Annotated in this window: 14 protein-coding genes; 6 read left to right on the top strand and 8 right to left on the bottom strand. The window is 66.7% G+C overall.

What is annotated here, in order from left to right; all coding sequences use genetic code 11:
• Nucleotides 1-236 precede the first annotated feature (236 nt).
• The 5 genes from VIF40_RS15365 (at nucleotide 237) to VIF40_RS15345 (ending at nucleotide 4,851) form a co-directional block, all read left to right on the top strand.
• Nucleotides 237-818: a hypothetical protein gene (locus VIF40_RS15365; RefSeq protein ID WP_331938383.1), complete on the top strand. Its 582-nt coding sequence runs from the start codon at nucleotides 237-239 to the stop codon at nucleotides 816-818.
• 139 nt (nucleotides 819-957) lie between these two features.
• Nucleotides 958-1,986: a sulfate ABC transporter substrate-binding protein gene (locus tag VIF40_RS15360; RefSeq protein ID WP_331938382.1), complete on the top strand. Its 1,029-nt coding sequence runs from the start codon at nucleotides 958-960 to the stop codon at nucleotides 1,984-1,986.
• Nucleotides 1,987-2,001: 15 nt separating this feature from the next.
• Nucleotides 2,002-2,868 (top strand): sulfate ABC transporter permease subunit CysT, encoded by an 867-nt coding sequence (gene cysT, locus VIF40_RS15355; RefSeq protein ID WP_331938381.1) that lies wholly within the window; start codon nucleotides 2,002-2,004, stop codon nucleotides 2,866-2,868.
• Between the two features lie 11 nt (nucleotides 2,869-2,879).
• Entirely contained in the window at nucleotides 2,880-3,758 is an 879-nt protein-coding gene (gene cysW, locus VIF40_RS15350) for a sulfate ABC transporter permease subunit CysW (protein WP_331938380.1), read from the top strand.
• Entirely contained in the window at nucleotides 3,694-4,851 is a 1,158-nt protein-coding gene (locus VIF40_RS15345; protein WP_414684817.1) for a sulfate/molybdate ABC transporter ATP-binding protein, read from the top strand. Before cysW ends, VIF40_RS15345 begins: the two co-directional genes overlap by 65 nt.
• Before the next feature lie 67 nt (nucleotides 4,852-4,918).
• Here the strand turns inward: VIF40_RS15345 and VIF40_RS15340 are convergent, their stop codons facing one another.
• Nucleotides 4,919-5,470, bottom strand: a complete 552-nt coding sequence (locus VIF40_RS15340) for a hypothetical protein (RefSeq protein WP_331938379.1) — start codon at nucleotides 5,468-5,470, stop codon at nucleotides 4,919-4,921.
• A gap of 285 nt (nucleotides 5,471-5,755) precedes the next feature.
• Here VIF40_RS15340 and VIF40_RS15335 point away from each other — a divergent pair, with 285 nt between their 5' ends.
• A complete protein-coding gene (locus VIF40_RS15335; RefSeq protein WP_331938378.1) occupies nucleotides 5,756-7,114 on the top strand; it encodes a UDP-N-acetylglucosamine-peptide N-acetylglucosaminyltransferase in 1,359 nt (452 codons plus the stop codon).
• Between the two features lie 158 nt (nucleotides 7,115-7,272).
• Here VIF40_RS15335 and VIF40_RS15330 read toward each other — a convergent pair whose 3' ends face one another.
• From VIF40_RS15330 to nusA, 7 genes are all read right to left on the bottom strand, one after another.
• Complete coding sequence (locus tag VIF40_RS15330) at nucleotides 7,273-8,706, bottom strand: homospermidine synthase (RefSeq protein WP_331938377.1); 1,434 nt, start codon at nucleotides 8,704-8,706, stop codon at nucleotides 7,273-7,275.
• 249 nt (nucleotides 8,707-8,955) lie between these two features.
• The gene (gene murI / locus VIF40_RS15325; RefSeq protein WP_331938376.1) at nucleotides 8,956-9,771 is read right to left on the bottom strand and encodes a glutamate racemase; all 816 of its coding nucleotides are present in this window, start codon (nucleotides 9,769-9,771) and stop codon (nucleotides 8,956-8,958) included.
• Nucleotides 9,772-9,971: 200 nt separating this feature from the next.
• Complete coding sequence (gene truB, locus VIF40_RS15320) at nucleotides 9,972-10,871, bottom strand: tRNA pseudouridine(55) synthase TruB (RefSeq protein WP_331938375.1); 900 nt, start codon at nucleotides 10,869-10,871, stop codon at nucleotides 9,972-9,974.
• Nucleotides 10,868-11,296 (bottom strand): 30S ribosome-binding factor RbfA, encoded by a 429-nt coding sequence (gene rbfA / locus VIF40_RS15315; RefSeq protein WP_331938374.1) that lies wholly within the window; start codon nucleotides 11,294-11,296, stop codon nucleotides 10,868-10,870. The genes truB and rbfA overlap by 4 nt, the downstream gene beginning before the upstream one ends.
• A 120-nt stretch (nucleotides 11,297-11,416) precedes the next feature.
• Entirely contained in the window at nucleotides 11,417-14,119 is a 2,703-nt protein-coding gene (infB, locus tag VIF40_RS15310) for a translation initiation factor IF-2 (RefSeq protein ID WP_331938373.1), read from the bottom strand.
• Nucleotides 14,112-14,852, bottom strand: a complete 741-nt coding sequence (locus VIF40_RS15305) for an RNA-binding protein (protein ID WP_331938372.1) — start codon at nucleotides 14,850-14,852, stop codon at nucleotides 14,112-14,114. Before VIF40_RS15305 ends, infB begins: the two co-directional genes overlap by 8 nt.
• Nucleotides 14,849-16,519: a transcription termination factor NusA gene (nusA, locus tag VIF40_RS15300; RefSeq protein ID WP_331938371.1), complete on the bottom strand. Its 1,671-nt coding sequence runs from the start codon at nucleotides 16,517-16,519 to the stop codon at nucleotides 14,849-14,851. The genes VIF40_RS15305 and nusA overlap by 4 nt, the downstream gene beginning before the upstream one ends.
• Nucleotides 16,520-16,544 lie beyond the last annotated feature (25 nt).

The following is a 16,544-nucleotide window of genomic DNA, read 5'->3' as shown; positions in this document are numbered from 1 at the left end:
GTCGGGCAAGCGCTACGCCACCGAAATCGGCGGCCCGGTCATTCCGAAGTTCGTCGCCGGCGACATGCCCTGATCGAACCTCGAATAGAGGCTGAAACATTCGCCGGCCGGGCCTTGCGCCCGGCCGGTTTCTTTTTGCGAGGGCTCGGTCTCATCGTTCCCGCGGCTTCTTGCAACGAGAGCCAGAGCGGATTAAGTCCAATCGAGTCCTCTCGGCGCTCATCGGGGGAAAGAGCATGTCGAGCCGCCGCCGCTTTATTCAATCGCTCTCGCTGGCGTCGCTGATCGCGGCGAGCGCGGCGCCGCATGCATCGGCGCGCGGCGATCTGCTGCCCGACAAAGACGGCTGCGTGCTCAAGATCGGCCCGGAGCTCATGTATTTCGCCGGCTATCAGCCGGGCGATGCGCAACAGCGCAAATTCTGCGAGGACGCCCCGAAATTGGGGGAGACGATCTTCGTTTTCGATTATGCGGCGCCGGAGCTGCGCGAGATGAAGGCCGGCTTCCGCATCATGCGCCAGACCGACGATGGCGAGGATCCTGTCGACACGGAGGCCGCGACCGCAGCGTCGCTGGCGCCGCAGATCTATCCCAAAGGGACGTTTTCCTTCGCGCATGTCTTCACCCAGCCGGGCGATTTCGTCGGCGTGGTCACCGTCGACGGCGCCGCCGGCGAGCATTGGAAGGCGCGTTTTCCCTTTTCCGTGGGCAAGCGTCATTTCGAGATCAGCCCTTATTATCTGATCGCCGCCGCCGGCCTGCTCGCGCTGATTCTATTCGTCTCCAGCCGGAAGCAGGCGGGCAGTCGGTCGCGCTGAGCGACACGAGCGCCGCGCCACGATCCTTTCGAAAACGATGAAAACCACGCTCCGCGAGCGGCCGCCCCCGTTTACAGCCCCGTCGAAATAGATTAGTCCATAAAGTCACTGATGTTATAGACCATAGAAGGAGACCAGTATGCGGAGCGTTTCAATCTCGCGGCGCGGCCTCGGCGCGGTCGTCGCATTCGCCACGGGCCTGTCGATCCTCGTCGACGCGCCGACGCTGGCGGCGACGGCGCTGCTGAATGTCTCCTATGATCCGACGCGCGAGCTCTATAAGGCGATCAATCCCGCCTTCATCGCCGATTGGAAGGCGAAGACCGGCGAGACGATCGAGATCCAGGCGTCCCACGCCGGCTCCGGCGCGCAGGCGCGCGCGGTGATCGACGGACTTTCCGCCGATGTCATGACGTTGGCGCTCGCCGCCGACATCGACGCGATCGTGAATAAGACCGGCAAGATCTCGCCCGACTGGCAGAAGAAGCTTCCGAACAACGCCTCGCCCTATACGTCGACGATCGTCTTCCTGGTTCGCAAGGGCAATCCGAAGAAGATCAAGAATTGGGACGATCTGGCCAAGCCCGGCGTCGCGGTCGTCACGCCCAATCCCAAGACCTCGGGCGGCGCGCGTTGGAACTATCTCGGCGCCTGGGGCTATGCGCTCAAAAAATTCAACGGCGACGAGGCCAAGACGAAAGAGTTCGTCAAGGCGATCTACAAGAATGCGCCCGTGCTCGACACCGGCGCGCGCGGCTCCACGATCACCTTCGCCCAGCGCGGTCTCGGCGACGTGCTGATCGCCTGGGAAAACGAAGCGTTTCTGGCCTTCGAGGAGTTCGGCAAGGACAAATTCGAGATCATCGTGCCTTCGACCTCCATCCTCGCCGAGCCGCCGGTCGCCGTCGTCGACGGCAATGTCGACGCCAAGGGCACGCGCAAGGCGGCGGAGGCCTATCTGAACTTCCTCTACACGCCGACCGCGCAGGCGATCATCGCCAAGAAATATTATCGCCCCGCGCATCCGGAATTCGCCGCCAAGGACGATCTGAAGCGTTTGCCCAAGCTCGATCTGTTCACCGTCGATCAGGTTTTCGGCGGCTGGACGAAAGCGCAGAAGACGCATTTCGCCGACGGCGGCGTCTTCGACGATATTCAGAAACCATAAGGCTCGGGATCTCTCATGAGCGCTTCTGCGCCTGCCGCGAAAAGAAAAGCTCGGCGCTTCACGGCTCCGAGCGTCATTCCCGGATTCAAAGCGACTTTCGGCTTCACCATCTTCTATCTGAGCCTCGTCGTCCTGTTTCCGTTGTCGCTGCTGATCCTTCGCGCCTCGGAGCTCGGATTCGCGGGACTCTACGGCATCGCCGTCGAGCCCCGCGTGGCGGCGGCCTTGCGCACCAGCTTCTTCATCTCCTTCGCCGCGGCGGCGATCGACGTCGTCTTCGGCCTCGTCACCGCCTGGGTGCTGACGCGCTATGAGTTTCCGGGCCGGCGCTTTCTCGACGCCATCGTCGATCTGCCTTTCGCGCTGCCGACGGCGGTCGCCGGCATCGCGCTCGCGGCGCTCTATGCGCCCAATGGATGGCTCGGCGAGCCGCTCGCCGATTACGACATAAAGGTCGCCTTCACGCGCTGGGGCATTCTGGTCGCGCTGGTGTTCGTCGGCCTGCCTTTCGTCGTGCGCACGGTGCAACCGCTGCTCGTCGAGATCGACGCCGAGCTCGAGGAAGCGTCGGCGACGCTCGGCGCGAGCCGCGCGCAGACGATCTGGCGCGTGCTGCTGCCGCCGATTCTGCCGGCTCTGCTCACCGGCTTCGCGCTGGCTTTCGCGCGCAGCGTCGGCGAATATGGCTCGGTGATCTTCATCGCCGGCAATCTCGCCTATATCTCGGAAATCGCGCCCTTGCTGATCATCGTCAAGCTGGAGCAGTTCGACTATGCCGGCGCCACGGGCATCGCGACGATCATGCTCGCGATCTCATTCTCGGTGCTGCTCGCGATCAATCTGATCCAGGCGTGGAGCCAGAAGAGGTTCGGTCATGTCTGAGGCGATCATAAATGTCTGAGGCGATCGCTCCCGCGGTTTCCATTTCCGCGCCGCGCCGCGTGACGGAGGAGACTCCGCTCACGCGCTATCTGCTGATCGGCGTGGCCGTGGCCTTTCTCGGCCTGTTCCTGCTGCTGCCGCTCGCCGTCGTCTTCACCGAGGCTCTCGCCAAAGGCGCCGGCGCCTTTTTCGCGACCTTCGACGAGCCGGATGCGCGCGCGGCGATCCGCCTCACGCTGGTCGTCGCCGCGATCGTCGTGCCGCTCAACGCCCTCTTCGGCCTTTGCGCGGCCTGGTCGATCGCGAAATTCTCCTTTCCGGGCAAGAGCGTGCTGATCACGCTCATCGATCTGCCGTTCTCGGTCTCGCCGGTCGTCTCCGGCCTCGTCTATGTGCTCGTCTTCGGCTCGCAGGGACTTCTCGGGCCGTTTTTGTCCGCGCATGGAATTCAGGTCGTCTTCGCCATTCCGGGCATTGTTCTGGCGACGATCTTCGTCACCTTCCCCTTCGTCGCGCGCGAGCTGATCCCGCTCATGCAGGAGCAGGGGACCGTGGAGGAGGAGGCGGCGCTGACGCTCGGCGCGAGCGGCTTCCGCACCTTTCTCACGGTGACATTGCCCAACATCAAATGGGGCCTGCTCTACGGCGTGCTCCTCGCCAACGCCCGCGCCATGGGCGAGTTCGGCGCGGTGTCGGTCGTCTCTGGCCATATTCGCGGCCTGACGAACACGATCCCCCTCCAGGTGGAGATCCTCTACAATGAGTATGACATCGTCTCGGCGTTCGCCCTCGCCTCCCTCCTGGCTGGGCTGGCTCTCGTCACTCTTGGATTCAAGACGCTTCTCGAATGGCGCTTCGCCGGTCAAATCGCCGGCAGACGCCGTCACTGACGACGCGCCGCATCTGCAGGGCGTCGAGATTCGCATCGAGGGCGTCGAGAAGGATTTCGGCGATTATCCGGCGCTGCGCGACGTCAATCTGACGATCGCGCGCGGCGAGCTGGTCGCGCTGCTGGGGCCGTCGGGCTCCGGCAAGACGACGCTGCTGCGCGCCATCGCCGGGCTCTCCTCGCCCGAGCGCGGCCGCATTTTCTTCGACGGCGAGGACGCCACGACGCTGTCCGTTCAGGAACGGCGCGTCGGCTTCGTGTTCCAGAATTATGCGCTGTTCAAGCATCTGACCGTCGCCGGCAATATCGCCTATGGGCTGAAGGTGCGCCCGCGCCGCTCGCGTCCGTCCCGCGCGGAGATCGCCGAGCGCGCGCAAAAGCTGCTGGAATTCGTGCAGCTGGACGGGCTCGGCGCGCGCTATCCGGCGCAGCTCTCCGGCGGCCAGCGCCAGCGCGTGGCGCTCGCCCGCGCGCTCGCCATCGAGCCGCGCGTGCTGCTGCTCGACGAGCCTTTCGGCGCGCTCGACGCGCGCGTGCGCAAGGATTTGCGCCGCTGGCTGCGCGATGTGCATCGCCAGACCGGGCTGACCACCGTCTTCGTGACGCATGACCAGGACGAGGCGATGGAGCTCGCCGATCGCGTGGTGGTGCTGGACAAGGGCCGCATCGAGCAGATCGGAACGCCGGACGAGCTCTATGACCGGCCGGCCTCGCCCTTTGTGCTCTCCTTCGTCGGCGAGGCGCTGGCGCTGCCGGTGCAGGTCGCCGACGGCAAGGTGATCTTCCAGGGCAAGGAGCTGCATATCTCCTCGGAAAATCTGCGCAACGGACCGGCGCGCGTGTATTTTCGCCCCGCCGACATCGCTCTGCACGGCGGCTCCATCGGCGGGCTCGAGGGGCGCGTCGAGGCGGTGCGCCGCACGGCCGCCGGCCTGCGCGCCTCGATCTCCATCCCAGGCTATGATCAGACGGTCGAGGTCGACACCGATGACCGAGAGGGCGCGAAGCTCGGCAGCAACGTGCCGCTGTCGCTGAGCAATGTGCGGATTTTCTCGACGGCGGAGGAGACCCTCGGCGACGGCGCCGGGATTTGAACGGCGCGGGGACGCCGGTGACGATCGGCGCTCGTCTCTGTCGCCACGCGCCGAATGCGGCGAAGGATCAGAGCGTTGCGGACAAGAGGGACGTGATCGCCTTCTTGTCTGCGAGCCATTCGGCGAATTGCTTCACGCTGCCGACGCCATCGTCGACAACGGCGTCGTAGACATAAGCGCTCGGAATCCGGCTTTCCGACGAGCCGGGTCTCGTCGCCGCCAAAGCATGCTTGATCGTCAGTATCCTGATCCGGCGTTCATCGTCCAGACGCGGCGGGAGCGTGCGCAAATGGTTCAGATCGGGTTGCCGATCCGGCCGATCCACCGCCCAAATATCCAGCGTCCAGTCGATCCCCGCGCCGAGGCGCGCCGATACTCCGAGATAGAGGCCGTCGGGATAGGCCGCAGGATCGGCGTTCCACGCGCCTGTGTCGTTTCTGAAGCGGACAGAAACCACGTGGCGATCCATCGACATTAATTCCGCCCCCGCCCGAATGAAGGCGGCGCGGGTTTCCGAAGACAGGCTTTCGCAGACCACGGTGATGTCGATATCGCGGCGAACCATGAGGCCGAGCGCGGAACTGCCGACCCTGATCGGTTTGCCGACGCGGTTCAGCAAAGCGTCCAGCCGGAGGAGCGCGACGACCTGGTCCGCTCGTTCTTGCAAGAGCCCTTGCGCGCTCAGAAGATCGTCCATCTCGCCGCCCGTATGCCCCAGCGCATTTTGGAGGGCATTTTGACGCGTCATTTTTAAAAATCAAAGCCGAGGCGTCGCCGTTCGGCTCCGCTGGAGCCCGAGTGTGTGGGAAAATGGCGCGCCGATTGCTTCAACCCCATGTCTGATCCGGACGGCGATGCGCGCCTTCATGTCCAGGCGAAGTCAACTTCGACCTGGGAGACGGGAATGCGATCGCCCGGACGCAGCCGCAGCATGTGTGAATGGGACGATTTCGCGAGCGATGCGAAAGCGCTCGACGATCTTCTCGTGGCGGACGGGTCTGGCGCGCTGCCGCCTTTTTTCCTGCTTTCGCAGCCCGGCGTCGGCGCGACGGATCAGCGGCGCTGCTCCGAGGCGTGGACGCGCGATCGACGCGCTGCGGCGGCAATGGAGCGGCGCACGCATGATTTCCGCTTCCACGCCTTCGACGGGCGCAAGATCAAGCTCGGCTATCTCTCCAATGATTTCCACGACCATGCGACGGCGTTGCTGCTGATCGAGATGCTCGAGGCGCATGATCACGACCGCTTCTGCGTGAACGCCTATTCCTACGGGGCGGACGATGGCAAGGCGATGCGCCGCCGCCTCGTCGGCGCCTTCGACTCCTTCGTCGACATCAAGGCGCTCTCCGACGGCGACGCCGCGCGCGCGATTCATCGCGACGAGGTGGACATTCTCATCGACCTCAAGGGCTTCACCGCCAATGCGCGCAGCGGCATCCTCATGCTGCGGCCGGCGCCGGTGCAGGTGAATTATCTCGGCTATCCCGGCACGCTGGGCGCGGATATCTGCGATTACGTCATCACCGATGATTATGTGACGCCGCTCGCATCCGCCGCCGATTATTCGGAATCCTTCGCCTATATGCCGCACAGCTATCAGCCGCGCGGCCGCGCCGGGCCGCTCGGGCTGAATCCCGGGCGCGCGTCCGTGGGGCTGCCGGAGCAGGGCGTCGTCTTCTGCTGCTTCAACCAGGCCTATAAATTCACGCCGGAGATGTTCGATATCTGGTGCCGGCTGCTGGACGCCGCGCCGGGCAGCGTGTTGTGGCTGCTCGCCGCGCCCATGGCCGAGGGCAATCTGCGCAATGAGGCGTGGAAGCGCGGCGTGAACGGCAATCGTCTCATCTTCGCGCCGGATATGGCGCAGGGCGAGCATCTCGCGCGGCTGCAGCTCGCCGATCTCGTGCTCGATACGGCGCCCTACAACGCCCATACGACGGCGAGCGATGCGCTATGGGCGGGCGCGCCGATCGTGACCTGCAGCGGCTCCACCTTTCCGTCGCGTGTCGCCGGCAGCCTGCTGCGCGCGGTGGGAATGCCCGAGCTCATCACCGCCGATCTCGGCGGCTATTTCGATCTCGCGAGCGGTCTCGCCGCGGATCCGGGATGGCTGGCGCGGACGAAAGCCAAGCTCGCCGGCAATCGCGCCGGAGCGGCGCTGTTCGATGTGGACAGCTATACGCGCGATCTCGAGGGGCTCTACCAGACGATGTGGCGCCGCCATGCCGGAGGCCTGCCGCCGGCGGCCATTGCGGCGGGGTAGCGCGACGATGAGCGCGCTTCCGTCTCCCACTCGTGGAGAAGTGGGCGTTCGCATCGGCGAGGATCGGATAAGGGCGCCCGCCATAGGCGAGAGCCCTCATCCCGCTCGCTTCGTTCGCCCCCTTCGCCCGCGGAGCGGGAGAAGGGGGCGCGCGCTGGTCAGCGCACCAGAATATTCTTGAACTGCCAGGGGTCCTCGAGGTCGATGTCCTCGGGGAAGAGGCCCGGACGGCCGTCGAGCGGCGTCCAATCCGTATAGACGCCCTCCACCGGTCCGAGATAGGGCGTCTGCACCTCGAGGCAGCGGCGGAAATCCACCTCGTCGGCCTCGACGATGCCGGCAGTCGGATTCTCCAGCGCCCACACCATGCCGGCCAGCGCCGCCGAGCTCACCTGCAGGCCGGTGGCGTTCTGATAGGGCGCGAGCTCGCGCGTCTCCTCGATGGAGAGGCGCGACCCATACCAATAGGCGTTCTTGGCGTGGCCGTAGAGCAGCACGCCTAGCTCGTCTATGCCGTCGACGATCTCATTCTCGTCGAGAATCGTCCAGCTCGCCTGCATCTTGCCGGCGCGGCCGAACATCTCGTGCAGCGACAGCACCGCGTCATCGGCCGGATGATAGGCGTAATGGCAGGTCGGCCGATAGACGACCGAGCCGGCGCCGTCGCGCAGCGTGAGAAAATCGGCGATGGAGATCGACTCGTTGTGGGTGACGAGGAAGCCATATTGCGGCCCGGGCGTCGGCGTCCAGGAGCGCACGCGCGTGTTGGCGCCGGGCGACTTCAGATAGATCGCCGCGCCACAGCCGGAGGAGTGCGTGCCGGCGATGTCCGGCAGCGACTTCTCATGCGTGCCCCAGCCGAGCTCGGCCGGCTGCTGGCCCTCGGAGACGAAGCCCTCGACCGACCAGGTGTTGACGAAGACGTCGCGCGGCTTCGGGCTCGTGGCGCGCTGCGTGTCGCGCTCGGCGATATGAATGCCCTTGACGCCGAGCGTCTGCGCCAGCGTTCCCCATTGCGCGCGCGTCTTCGGCTCCTCGATCGAAAGGCCGGTGTCGGCGGCGATGTTCAGCAGCGCCTGCTTCACGAACCAGGACACCATGCCCGGATTGGCGCCGCAGCAGGAGACGGCGGTCGGACCGCCGGGATTGCGACGGCGCTCCTCCAGCACGGTCTCGCGCAGCGCGTAATTGGTGCGCTCCTCATTGCCGAGCGTGGTGTCGAAGTAGAAGCCGGTCCAGGGCTCGACGACGGTGTCGACATAGAGGCAGCCCAGCTCGCGGGCGAGCTTCATGATGTCGAGCGAGGAGGTGTCGACCGAGAGATTGACGACGAAGCCCTGTCCCTCGCCCTTGGTGAGCAGGGGGGTGAGCGTCTCGCGGTAATTGTCCCTGGTGAGGGCGGTTTTCTGGAAGGCTATGCCGCGAATATCCAGCATCTCGCGATGCGTATCGACGGGGTCGATGACGGTGAAGCGGCTCTTGTCATAGTCGAAATGGCGTTCGATGAGCGGCAAGATGCCACGTCCGATGGAGCCGAAGCCGATCAGAACGATCGGGCCGGTAATCTTCGCATGGACGGGCCAGTCTGCCATTTCGCTCACCTCTCGAGAGTTGAAGAATTATTGTGCGGCGCGTTACAGCAAGAGCGGCCGACATAATCAAGGAAAAACGGGGGCGGGCGCGAAAGAGAAGGCGCGGCGCGTCTTCTTCTCCCGCTCTGCGGGAGAATGCGGCGCCCGCAAAACATGGGTCGGATGCGGGGGCGGGCGACCGCTGCGGCCCTTATCGGTCGTGGATCGGCGCGAAACCGTCTCGCGGAACCGGCAACGGGAGGCGCGCGATCATTCCGGCTTGTCGTCGAGGGCAAATCCCATTCGCGTCAGCGCCGCCGCCAGCGCCGGCTCGGGACGCGCGCCGCTGGTGAAGATCGCGCGCGGCGCCGGCGCGGCGGCGTCGCGGTCGGGACCGAAGCGGTCCGCCAGCAGCCGGTCGGCCTGGCGGGCGATGGCCGGGGCGGGGTCGATCCATTCGACCGCCCAGGGCGAAAGGCGACGGAACGAATCGAGCAGCAGCGGATAATGCGTGCAGGCGAGGACGACGACATCGGTCCGCGCCGCGTCGCGCGTGACGAAGCAAGGCGCGATCTCGCGGGCGATCTCGGCCTCCGGAACAACCGCGCCGCGCATAAACTCTTCGGCGAGCGGGGCGAGGCGGGTCGAGCCGACCAAAGTCACCGCGCAATCCTCCGCGAAGCTGGCGATGAGCGCGCGCGTGTAGTCGCGCGCCACCGTGCCGGGCGTCGCCAGCACGGAGACGAGGCGCGAGCGCGAACGCTCGGCGGCCGGCTTGATCGCCGGCACGGTGCCGACGAAGGGAAGCTGCGGCCAGCGCGCGCGCAAATGCGGTAGGGCGAGCGTCGAGGCCGTGTTGCAGGCGATGACGACGAGATCGGGCGCCAGCTCGGCGACGAGCTTTTCCATCACCTCCATGACGCGCGCGACCAGCGCCGCCTCGGAGAGCGGGCCATAGGGAAAGCCGGCGTCATCGGCGCAATAGAGGAGGGCGGCGAGCGGGCGTAGCTTCGCCACCTCGGTGAAGACGGTGAGGCCGCCGAGCCCGGAGTCGAAGACGAGGATTTTGGGGGCAGGGGGCGTCATGCGGCGTGCGGTCTGTGAGATTCGGCGTCCGACATGCCCCCTCCCCGACCCTCCCCCGCTTCGCGGGAAAGGGGGCGCCAGCGATCGACGTAGCGCGTGACCTCGATGAAGTCCCGTCTCTGCCTCTCTCCCGCGAAGCGGGCGAGGGGTGGGGGCGCTCCGCGAATTGAAACCATTCGCGCGCGAAGATCAACCTCGCGTCAAAACGGCAGGTTGAACACGCGCGAGGGTTCGAGCGCGCCTTCCACCACCTCGCCGAAGGCGACCGGGACGCCGCCGCAGGCCGCATAGGCGATTCCGCCGGCGGGCGCGTCGCGGCCGCGCAGGATCAGCGAGCCGCCGCGACGCAGACGCGCCGCCGCGTCGCGGTCGACGACGATGCAAGGCAGCTCCGTGAGGCCCGCTTCGACGGAGAGCATAGCATTGGCCGCCTCGCCGCCCTCGATCTCGTCGAGGGTGAAGCTGTCCTCCTCGAGGAAGGGCCCGACGCGCGTGCGGCGCAAAGCGCTCACATGGCCGAAGCAGCCGATGAGCCGGCCGAGATCGCGCGCGATGGAGCGCACATAGGCGCCCTTGCCGCATTCCATCACCAGCTTCGCCTCGTCCGCCGTCGCATCGATGAGCGAGAGGCGGTGGACCGTGACGGGACGCGCTTTCAGCTCCACCGTCGCGCCCTCGCGGGCGAGATCATAGGCGCGCTCGCCGGCGATCTTGATCGCCGAATATTGCGGCGGGATCTGCAATATCTCGCCGAGGAAGCGCGGCAGCAGCGCCTCGATCTCGGCGATGGTCGGCCGCTGCGCGCTGTCGCGCACGGCCTTGCCGTCGGCGTCGTCGGTGTCGGTCTCGACGCCCCAGCGCACGGTGAAGCTATAGGCCTTCTCGCCGTCCTGCACGAAGGGCACGGTCTTGGTCGCCTCGCCGAAAGCGACCGGCAAAATGCCGGAGGCGAGCGGGTCCAGCGTGCCGGCGTGGCCGGCTTTCTTGCCGTTGTAGATGCGTTTCAGGCGCGAGACCGCATGCGTCGAGGTCATGCCGACAGGCTTGTCGAGCACGACCCAGCCGTCGACGACGGCGCGGGTCGATTTTCTTCCATTCATTGCTGGGCGCCGTTCTCTTCTTCTGTGTCGGGCTGCTCGAGATCGCGGCGCACGCGCTCGGAGTTCAACAGCGCGTCGATGCGCGCGACATTGTCGAAACTGTCGTCGATGCGGAAACGCACCTCCGGCGCGAATTTGAGATTGACGTTATGGGCGATCTCGCCGCGCAGGAATTTCTTGTGACGATCGAAGGCGCGCAGCACCTCGGCCTCGTCCTTGCCGCCGAGCGGCATGACGAAGACGGTGGCGAGCTTCAGATCGGGGCTCATCGCCACGCGCGAGACGGTGACGACATGCTGCTCGAGCACGGGGTCGACGATCTCGCTGCGCGCGAGCATCTGGGCAATCTGATGGCGGATCAGCTCGGCGACGCGAAGCATGCGTTGCGACGGCTCCGCCCCGTGGGCGTGATGGGTTCTGGACATGGATTTTCGCGCTGGTCGCGCGCTCCCGACGTTGCGCGGCCGTCACTCGCCAATTATGGTCGAGGACGACGGCGCGCCGAAGGCCTGATGAAAGTTTGGTGGAGATCGGCGCGGCGCGCGTCACAGCGTCCGCTTGATCTCCTCGACGCGATAGCATTCGATGACGTCGCCGGCGCGCATGTCCTGATAGTTCTCGAAGGCCATGCCGCATTCCTGCCCGGATTGCACTTCCTTGACCTCGTCCTTGAAGCGCTTGAGCGTCGACAGCTTGCCCTCGTGGACGACGACATTGTCGCGGATGAGACGCACATTGGCGCCGCGCTCCACCGCGCCGTCGGTCACGCGGCAACCCGCCACCTTGCCGACTTTCGTAATGTCGAACACTTCGAGAATCTGCGCATTGCCCAGCATGGTCTCGCGCAGCGTCGGCGCCAGCAGGCCGGACATGGCCGCCTTCACATCGTCCACGAGATTGTAGATGATGTTGTAGTAGCGGATTTCAATGCCGCCGCGCTCGGAGGCCTCGCGCGCTTCCTTATGGGCGCGCACGTTGAAGCCGATGACGACCGCATTCGACGCTTCGCCGAGCGCTATGTCGGACTCGGAAATGCCGCCGACGCCGGCATGCACGATGCGCGCGCCGACCTCGTCGGTGCCGAGCTTGTCGAGCGCCGCGACGATCGCTTCCACAGAGCCCTGCACGTCGCCCTTGATGACGAGCGGGAACTCCTTGCGGCCGGCGGTCTTCAGCTGGCTCATCATATCGGTGAGCGAGGTGCGGGCGCCGCCGCCGCGCGCGGCGAGCTTCTCGCGACGCTGACGCTCGCGATATTCGGTGATCTCTCGCGCGCGGGCTTCCGACTCCACCACGGCGACGCGATCGCCGGCGTCCGGCGTGCCGGAGAAGCCGAGGATCTCGACCGGGAAGGACGGGCCGGCTGTCGGCACGACGACGCCCTTGTCGTCGAGCAGCGCGCGCACGCGGCCCCATTGCGAGCCGGCGACGATGATGTCGCCCACCTCCAGCGTGCCGCGCTGCACCAGCACGGTGGCGACCGGACCGCGGCCCTTGTCGAGCCGCGCCTCGATCACCGTGCCCTCGGCCGAGCGCTCCGGATTGGCCTTGAGGTCGAGCACTTCCGACTGAAGGGTGATGGCGTCGAGCAGTCTGTCGAGATTGAGCCGCTCCTTGGCGGAGACTTCCACCTCGAGCGTGTCGCCGCCGAAGGTCTCCGTCTGCACATTGTGCTGCAGCAGCTCGGTGCGCACGCGCTCGGCCTTGGCGTCGGGCTTGTCGATCTTGTTGATCGCGACGATGATCGGAACCTCGGCCGCCTTGGCGTGGTGGATCGCCTCGATCGTCTGCGGCATCACGCCGTCGTCGGCCGCGACGACCAGGATCACGATGTCGGTGACCTTGGCGCCGCGGGCGCGCATGGCGGTGAAGGCCGCGTGGCCGGGGGTGTCGATGAAGGTGATCGGCGCGCCATTGGGCGCCTTCACCTGATAGGCGCCGATATGCTGGGTGATGCCGCCCGCCTCGCCGGCGACGACATTGGCGTGGCGGATCGCGTCGAGCAGCGAGGTCTTGCCGTGGTCGACATGGCCCATGATGGTGACGACCGGCGGACGCGACATGAGCTCGTCCTCGGCGTCGGGCTCGTCGAACAGGCCTTCCTCGACGTCGGACTCGGCGACGCGCTTGACCGCATGGCCCAGCTCCTCGGCGACGAGCTGCGCCGTGTCGGCGTCGATGACGTCGGTGATCTTGTGCAGCGCGCCCTGCTTCATCAGCAGGCGGATCACGTCGACGCCGCGCTCCGACATGCGGTTGGCGAGCTCCTGGATGGTGATCGTCTCCGGGAGGATGACCTCGCGGGTGATCTTCTCCTTCTGCTCGGCCTGGCCGAAGGATTTGAGGCGCTGCGTGCGGCGGCGGAAAGCGGCGACGGAGCGCGTGCGCTCCTCTTGCTCGGAGGTCGCGGTGGAGACGGTGAGGCGGCCGCGGTCCTTCTGCGCGCCGCCGCGCGAGGGCGTCGGGCGGGGCGGCGGCGGCGCCTTGACGGCGATGACGCCGGCGGGACGACGCACGACGCGCTTCTCGGCGTCTTCCGTGGCGGCGGGGGTCGAGGTCGTGGCGGCGCGGGGCTGCTCGGCTCCGGCGACCGGCGCGGTGCGCGGCTGCGCCGAACGCTGAATGGCGGGAGCCGCGGCGTGCGGCTCGGGAGCGCCGCCCCCGGCGAGACGGCGGCGCGCCTCCTCTTCCGAGCGGCGCTTCGAGTCGGCGTCGCGGGCGAGGCGCTCCTCCTCCTCGCGCTTGCGGGCTTCGGCGGCGGCGCGTTCCTCGCGCTCACGCTCCTCGCGTTCGGCTCTCGCCTTGGCGTCCGCCACCGCGCGGCGGCGGTCTTCCTCCTCACGCGTGCGGGCGTCGACGAGCGCGCGGGCGCGGGCCTCTCGCTCATCGTCGGTCAGCGCGCGCAGCACGACGCCGGCGCCGCGCTTGGGCTGCGGCGGACGCGGGGTCTCGGCGCGCGGCGGCGGGGCGGCCGGAGCGGCGACGACGACGGGCGGGGGCGGAGCCGCCGGAGCCGGGGCTGCTGGCGTGGGTGGGGCTGCTGGAGCCGGAGCTGCGGGCTTGGTCTCGACCGCGCCCGGCGCGCGACGCTTCACTTTCTCGACCACGACGACCTTGGAGCGGCCGTGGGAGAAGCTCTGCCGCACCATTCCGCCATGCTCGGTCGGACGCTGCTTCAGATGCAACGTCTTCGACGGCGTGACGGTCAGCGTCTTGTCGCCGCTGTTCTCGGTCTCGGTCTCACTCATCCAGTTTCCGATCCTCGGGCTGCGCCTGTTCTATTACGTCGTTCAGCGGGCCGAGCTCGTTGGTCTGCTCGCTGTCGTGGTCTTTCGCGTCGCCGGATGCGCTCTCGCCTCTATAGGCGGCGAGGCGGCGGCAGCGCGCCAAAAAGGCCTGCGTCGGTCCGCCCGGCGCGAGGGCTGCATGTATCACATTTGTGCGGCCCAAAGCCAAATCCAATTGAAGAGAATCGAACAGAGAGATCGCCTCCGTCGCCCGCTCTCCGCGTCCCCGCGCCGTCGCCGCGCGACGCGCCGCCTGGGCGAGCTTTCGCCGTCCGTCGGCCGAGCCGCCACGCGCCTCCAGCAGAGCCGCGACGGCGCCTTTTTCCAGCGCCTCGCAGACCTTGCCGAAGCCGGCTACGACCGCGCCCGCCTTATTGGCCATGGCCAGCGATTGCAGGCAATCGGCCTCGAGCAGCCGGTCGACGTCGGCCGGCAGCGAGGGGGAGGCGGAGACCTTGGCCTTCAATTGACGCGAGAACGCCTGTTTCTTCACCGCTTCGGCCACCATCTCGGCGCGCGCCGTCACCCAGGCGCCGCGGCCCGGCAGGCGCGACCTTATGTCCGGCGTGAGGACGCCGTCCGGCGCGCGCACGAAACGGATCATCGCCTCCGGCGCTTCGCGCCGGCGCGTGACGATGCAGGTCCGTTCGCTCGCCTCGGCCTCACTCATATTTTCGCCGTCCCGTTTCGTCACTGCGCTTCAGTCTGCTCCGTGGTCTCGGACTGTTCTTTGGTCTCGGCCTGTTCTGTCGCCGGGGCCTGTTCTGCGGCCTCCGGCTCGCCGGCCTCTTCTTCCGCCTCGGGCTCGGGAGCCGGGGCCTCGATCCAGCCGACGCGCACGCGGGCGTCCATGATCATCGCCTCCGCCTCTTCGCGGGACATGTCGATCCCGTCGAGGAAGCCGGTCTGCTTGATCGTCTCGCCGTCCTTCTTCTCCGTCCAGCCGACCAGATCGTCCGGCACGCAGCCGGCGAAATCCTCGATCGACTTCACGTCATTCTCGCCGAGCTTGACGAGCATCGCCGTGGTGACGCCGTCGAGCTCCTTCAGCTCGTCGAGCACGCCGAGCGCGATGCGGCGCGCCTCGTTCTCCGCCTCCACCCTTTCCAGATAGTTGCGGGCGCGATTTTGAATCTCGGCCGCCGTATCCTCGTCGAAGCCCTCGATCGTCGCCAGCTCGCCGAGATCGACGAAGGCGAGCTCCTCGACCGATTGGAACCCCTCCGAGGCGAGCAGACGGCCGACGACCTCGTCGACGTCGATGGCGTTCATGAACACTTTGGTGCGCTCGACGAATTCTCTCTGGCGGCGCTCCGATTCCTCTGCCTCGGTCAAAATATCGATGTCCCAGCCGGTGAGTTGCGAAGCGAGGCGCACATTCTGGCCGCGGCGGCCGATGGCGAGCGAAAGCTGATCGTCGGGCACCACCACCTCGATGCGCGCCGTGTCCTCGTCGAGCACGACCTTCACGACCTCGGCCGGCTGCAGCGCATTGACGATGAAGGTCGCGGCGTCCGCCGACCAGGGGATGATGTCGATGCGCTCGCCCTGCAATTCGCCGACGACGGCCTGCACGCGCGAGCCGCGCATGCCGACGCAGGCGCCCACGGGATCGATGGAGGAGTCGCGCGACACCACGGCGATCTTGGCGCGCGAGCCCGGATCGCGGGCGACCGACTTCACCTCGATGACGCCGTCATAGATCTCCGGCACTTCCTGGCGGAACAGCTTCGCCATGAATTGCGGATGCGTGCGCGACAGGAAAATCTGCGGACCGCGCTGCTCGCGGCGCACGTCATAGACATAGGCGCGAACGCGGTCGCCGGGACGGAAGGTCTCGCGCGGGATCATCTCGTCGCGGCGGATGATCGCCTCGCCGCGACCGAGATCGATGATGACATTGCCATATTCGACGCGCTTCACCACGCCGTTGACGATCTCGCCGATACGGTCCTTGAATTCCTCGTATTGGCGATCGCGCTCGGCCTCACGCACCTTCTGCACGATGATCTGCTTGGCCGATTGCGCGGCGATGCGGCCGAAGTCGAAAGGCGGCAGCGTCTCGGAGATCCAGTCGCCGGCCTGCGCTGCGGGATTGCGCTTGCGCGCATCCTCGATGGAAATCTGCGTCGCGTCATTGTCGACGAGATCGACGACGAGCAGCAGGCGCGAGAAGCGCACCTCGCCGCTGCGCGGATTGATCTCTGCGCGGACCTCGGTCTCCTGGCCATAGCGCGAGCGCGCGGCCTTTTGCAGCGCGTCCTCCATGGAGGCGATGACGATCGAGCGGTCGATCGATTTCTCGCGCGCGACCGCATCGGCGATCTGCAGGATTTCCAACCTGTTGGCGCTGACGGCCATATCTTGCTCCCAAAAACGTCGGCTC

It is taken from the genome of Methylosinus sp. (assembly GCF_036560965.1).
Taxonomy (GTDB): domain Bacteria; phylum Pseudomonadota; class Alphaproteobacteria; order Rhizobiales; family Beijerinckiaceae; genus Methylosinus.
This window is presented reverse-complemented; position numbering and strand designations above follow the sequence as displayed.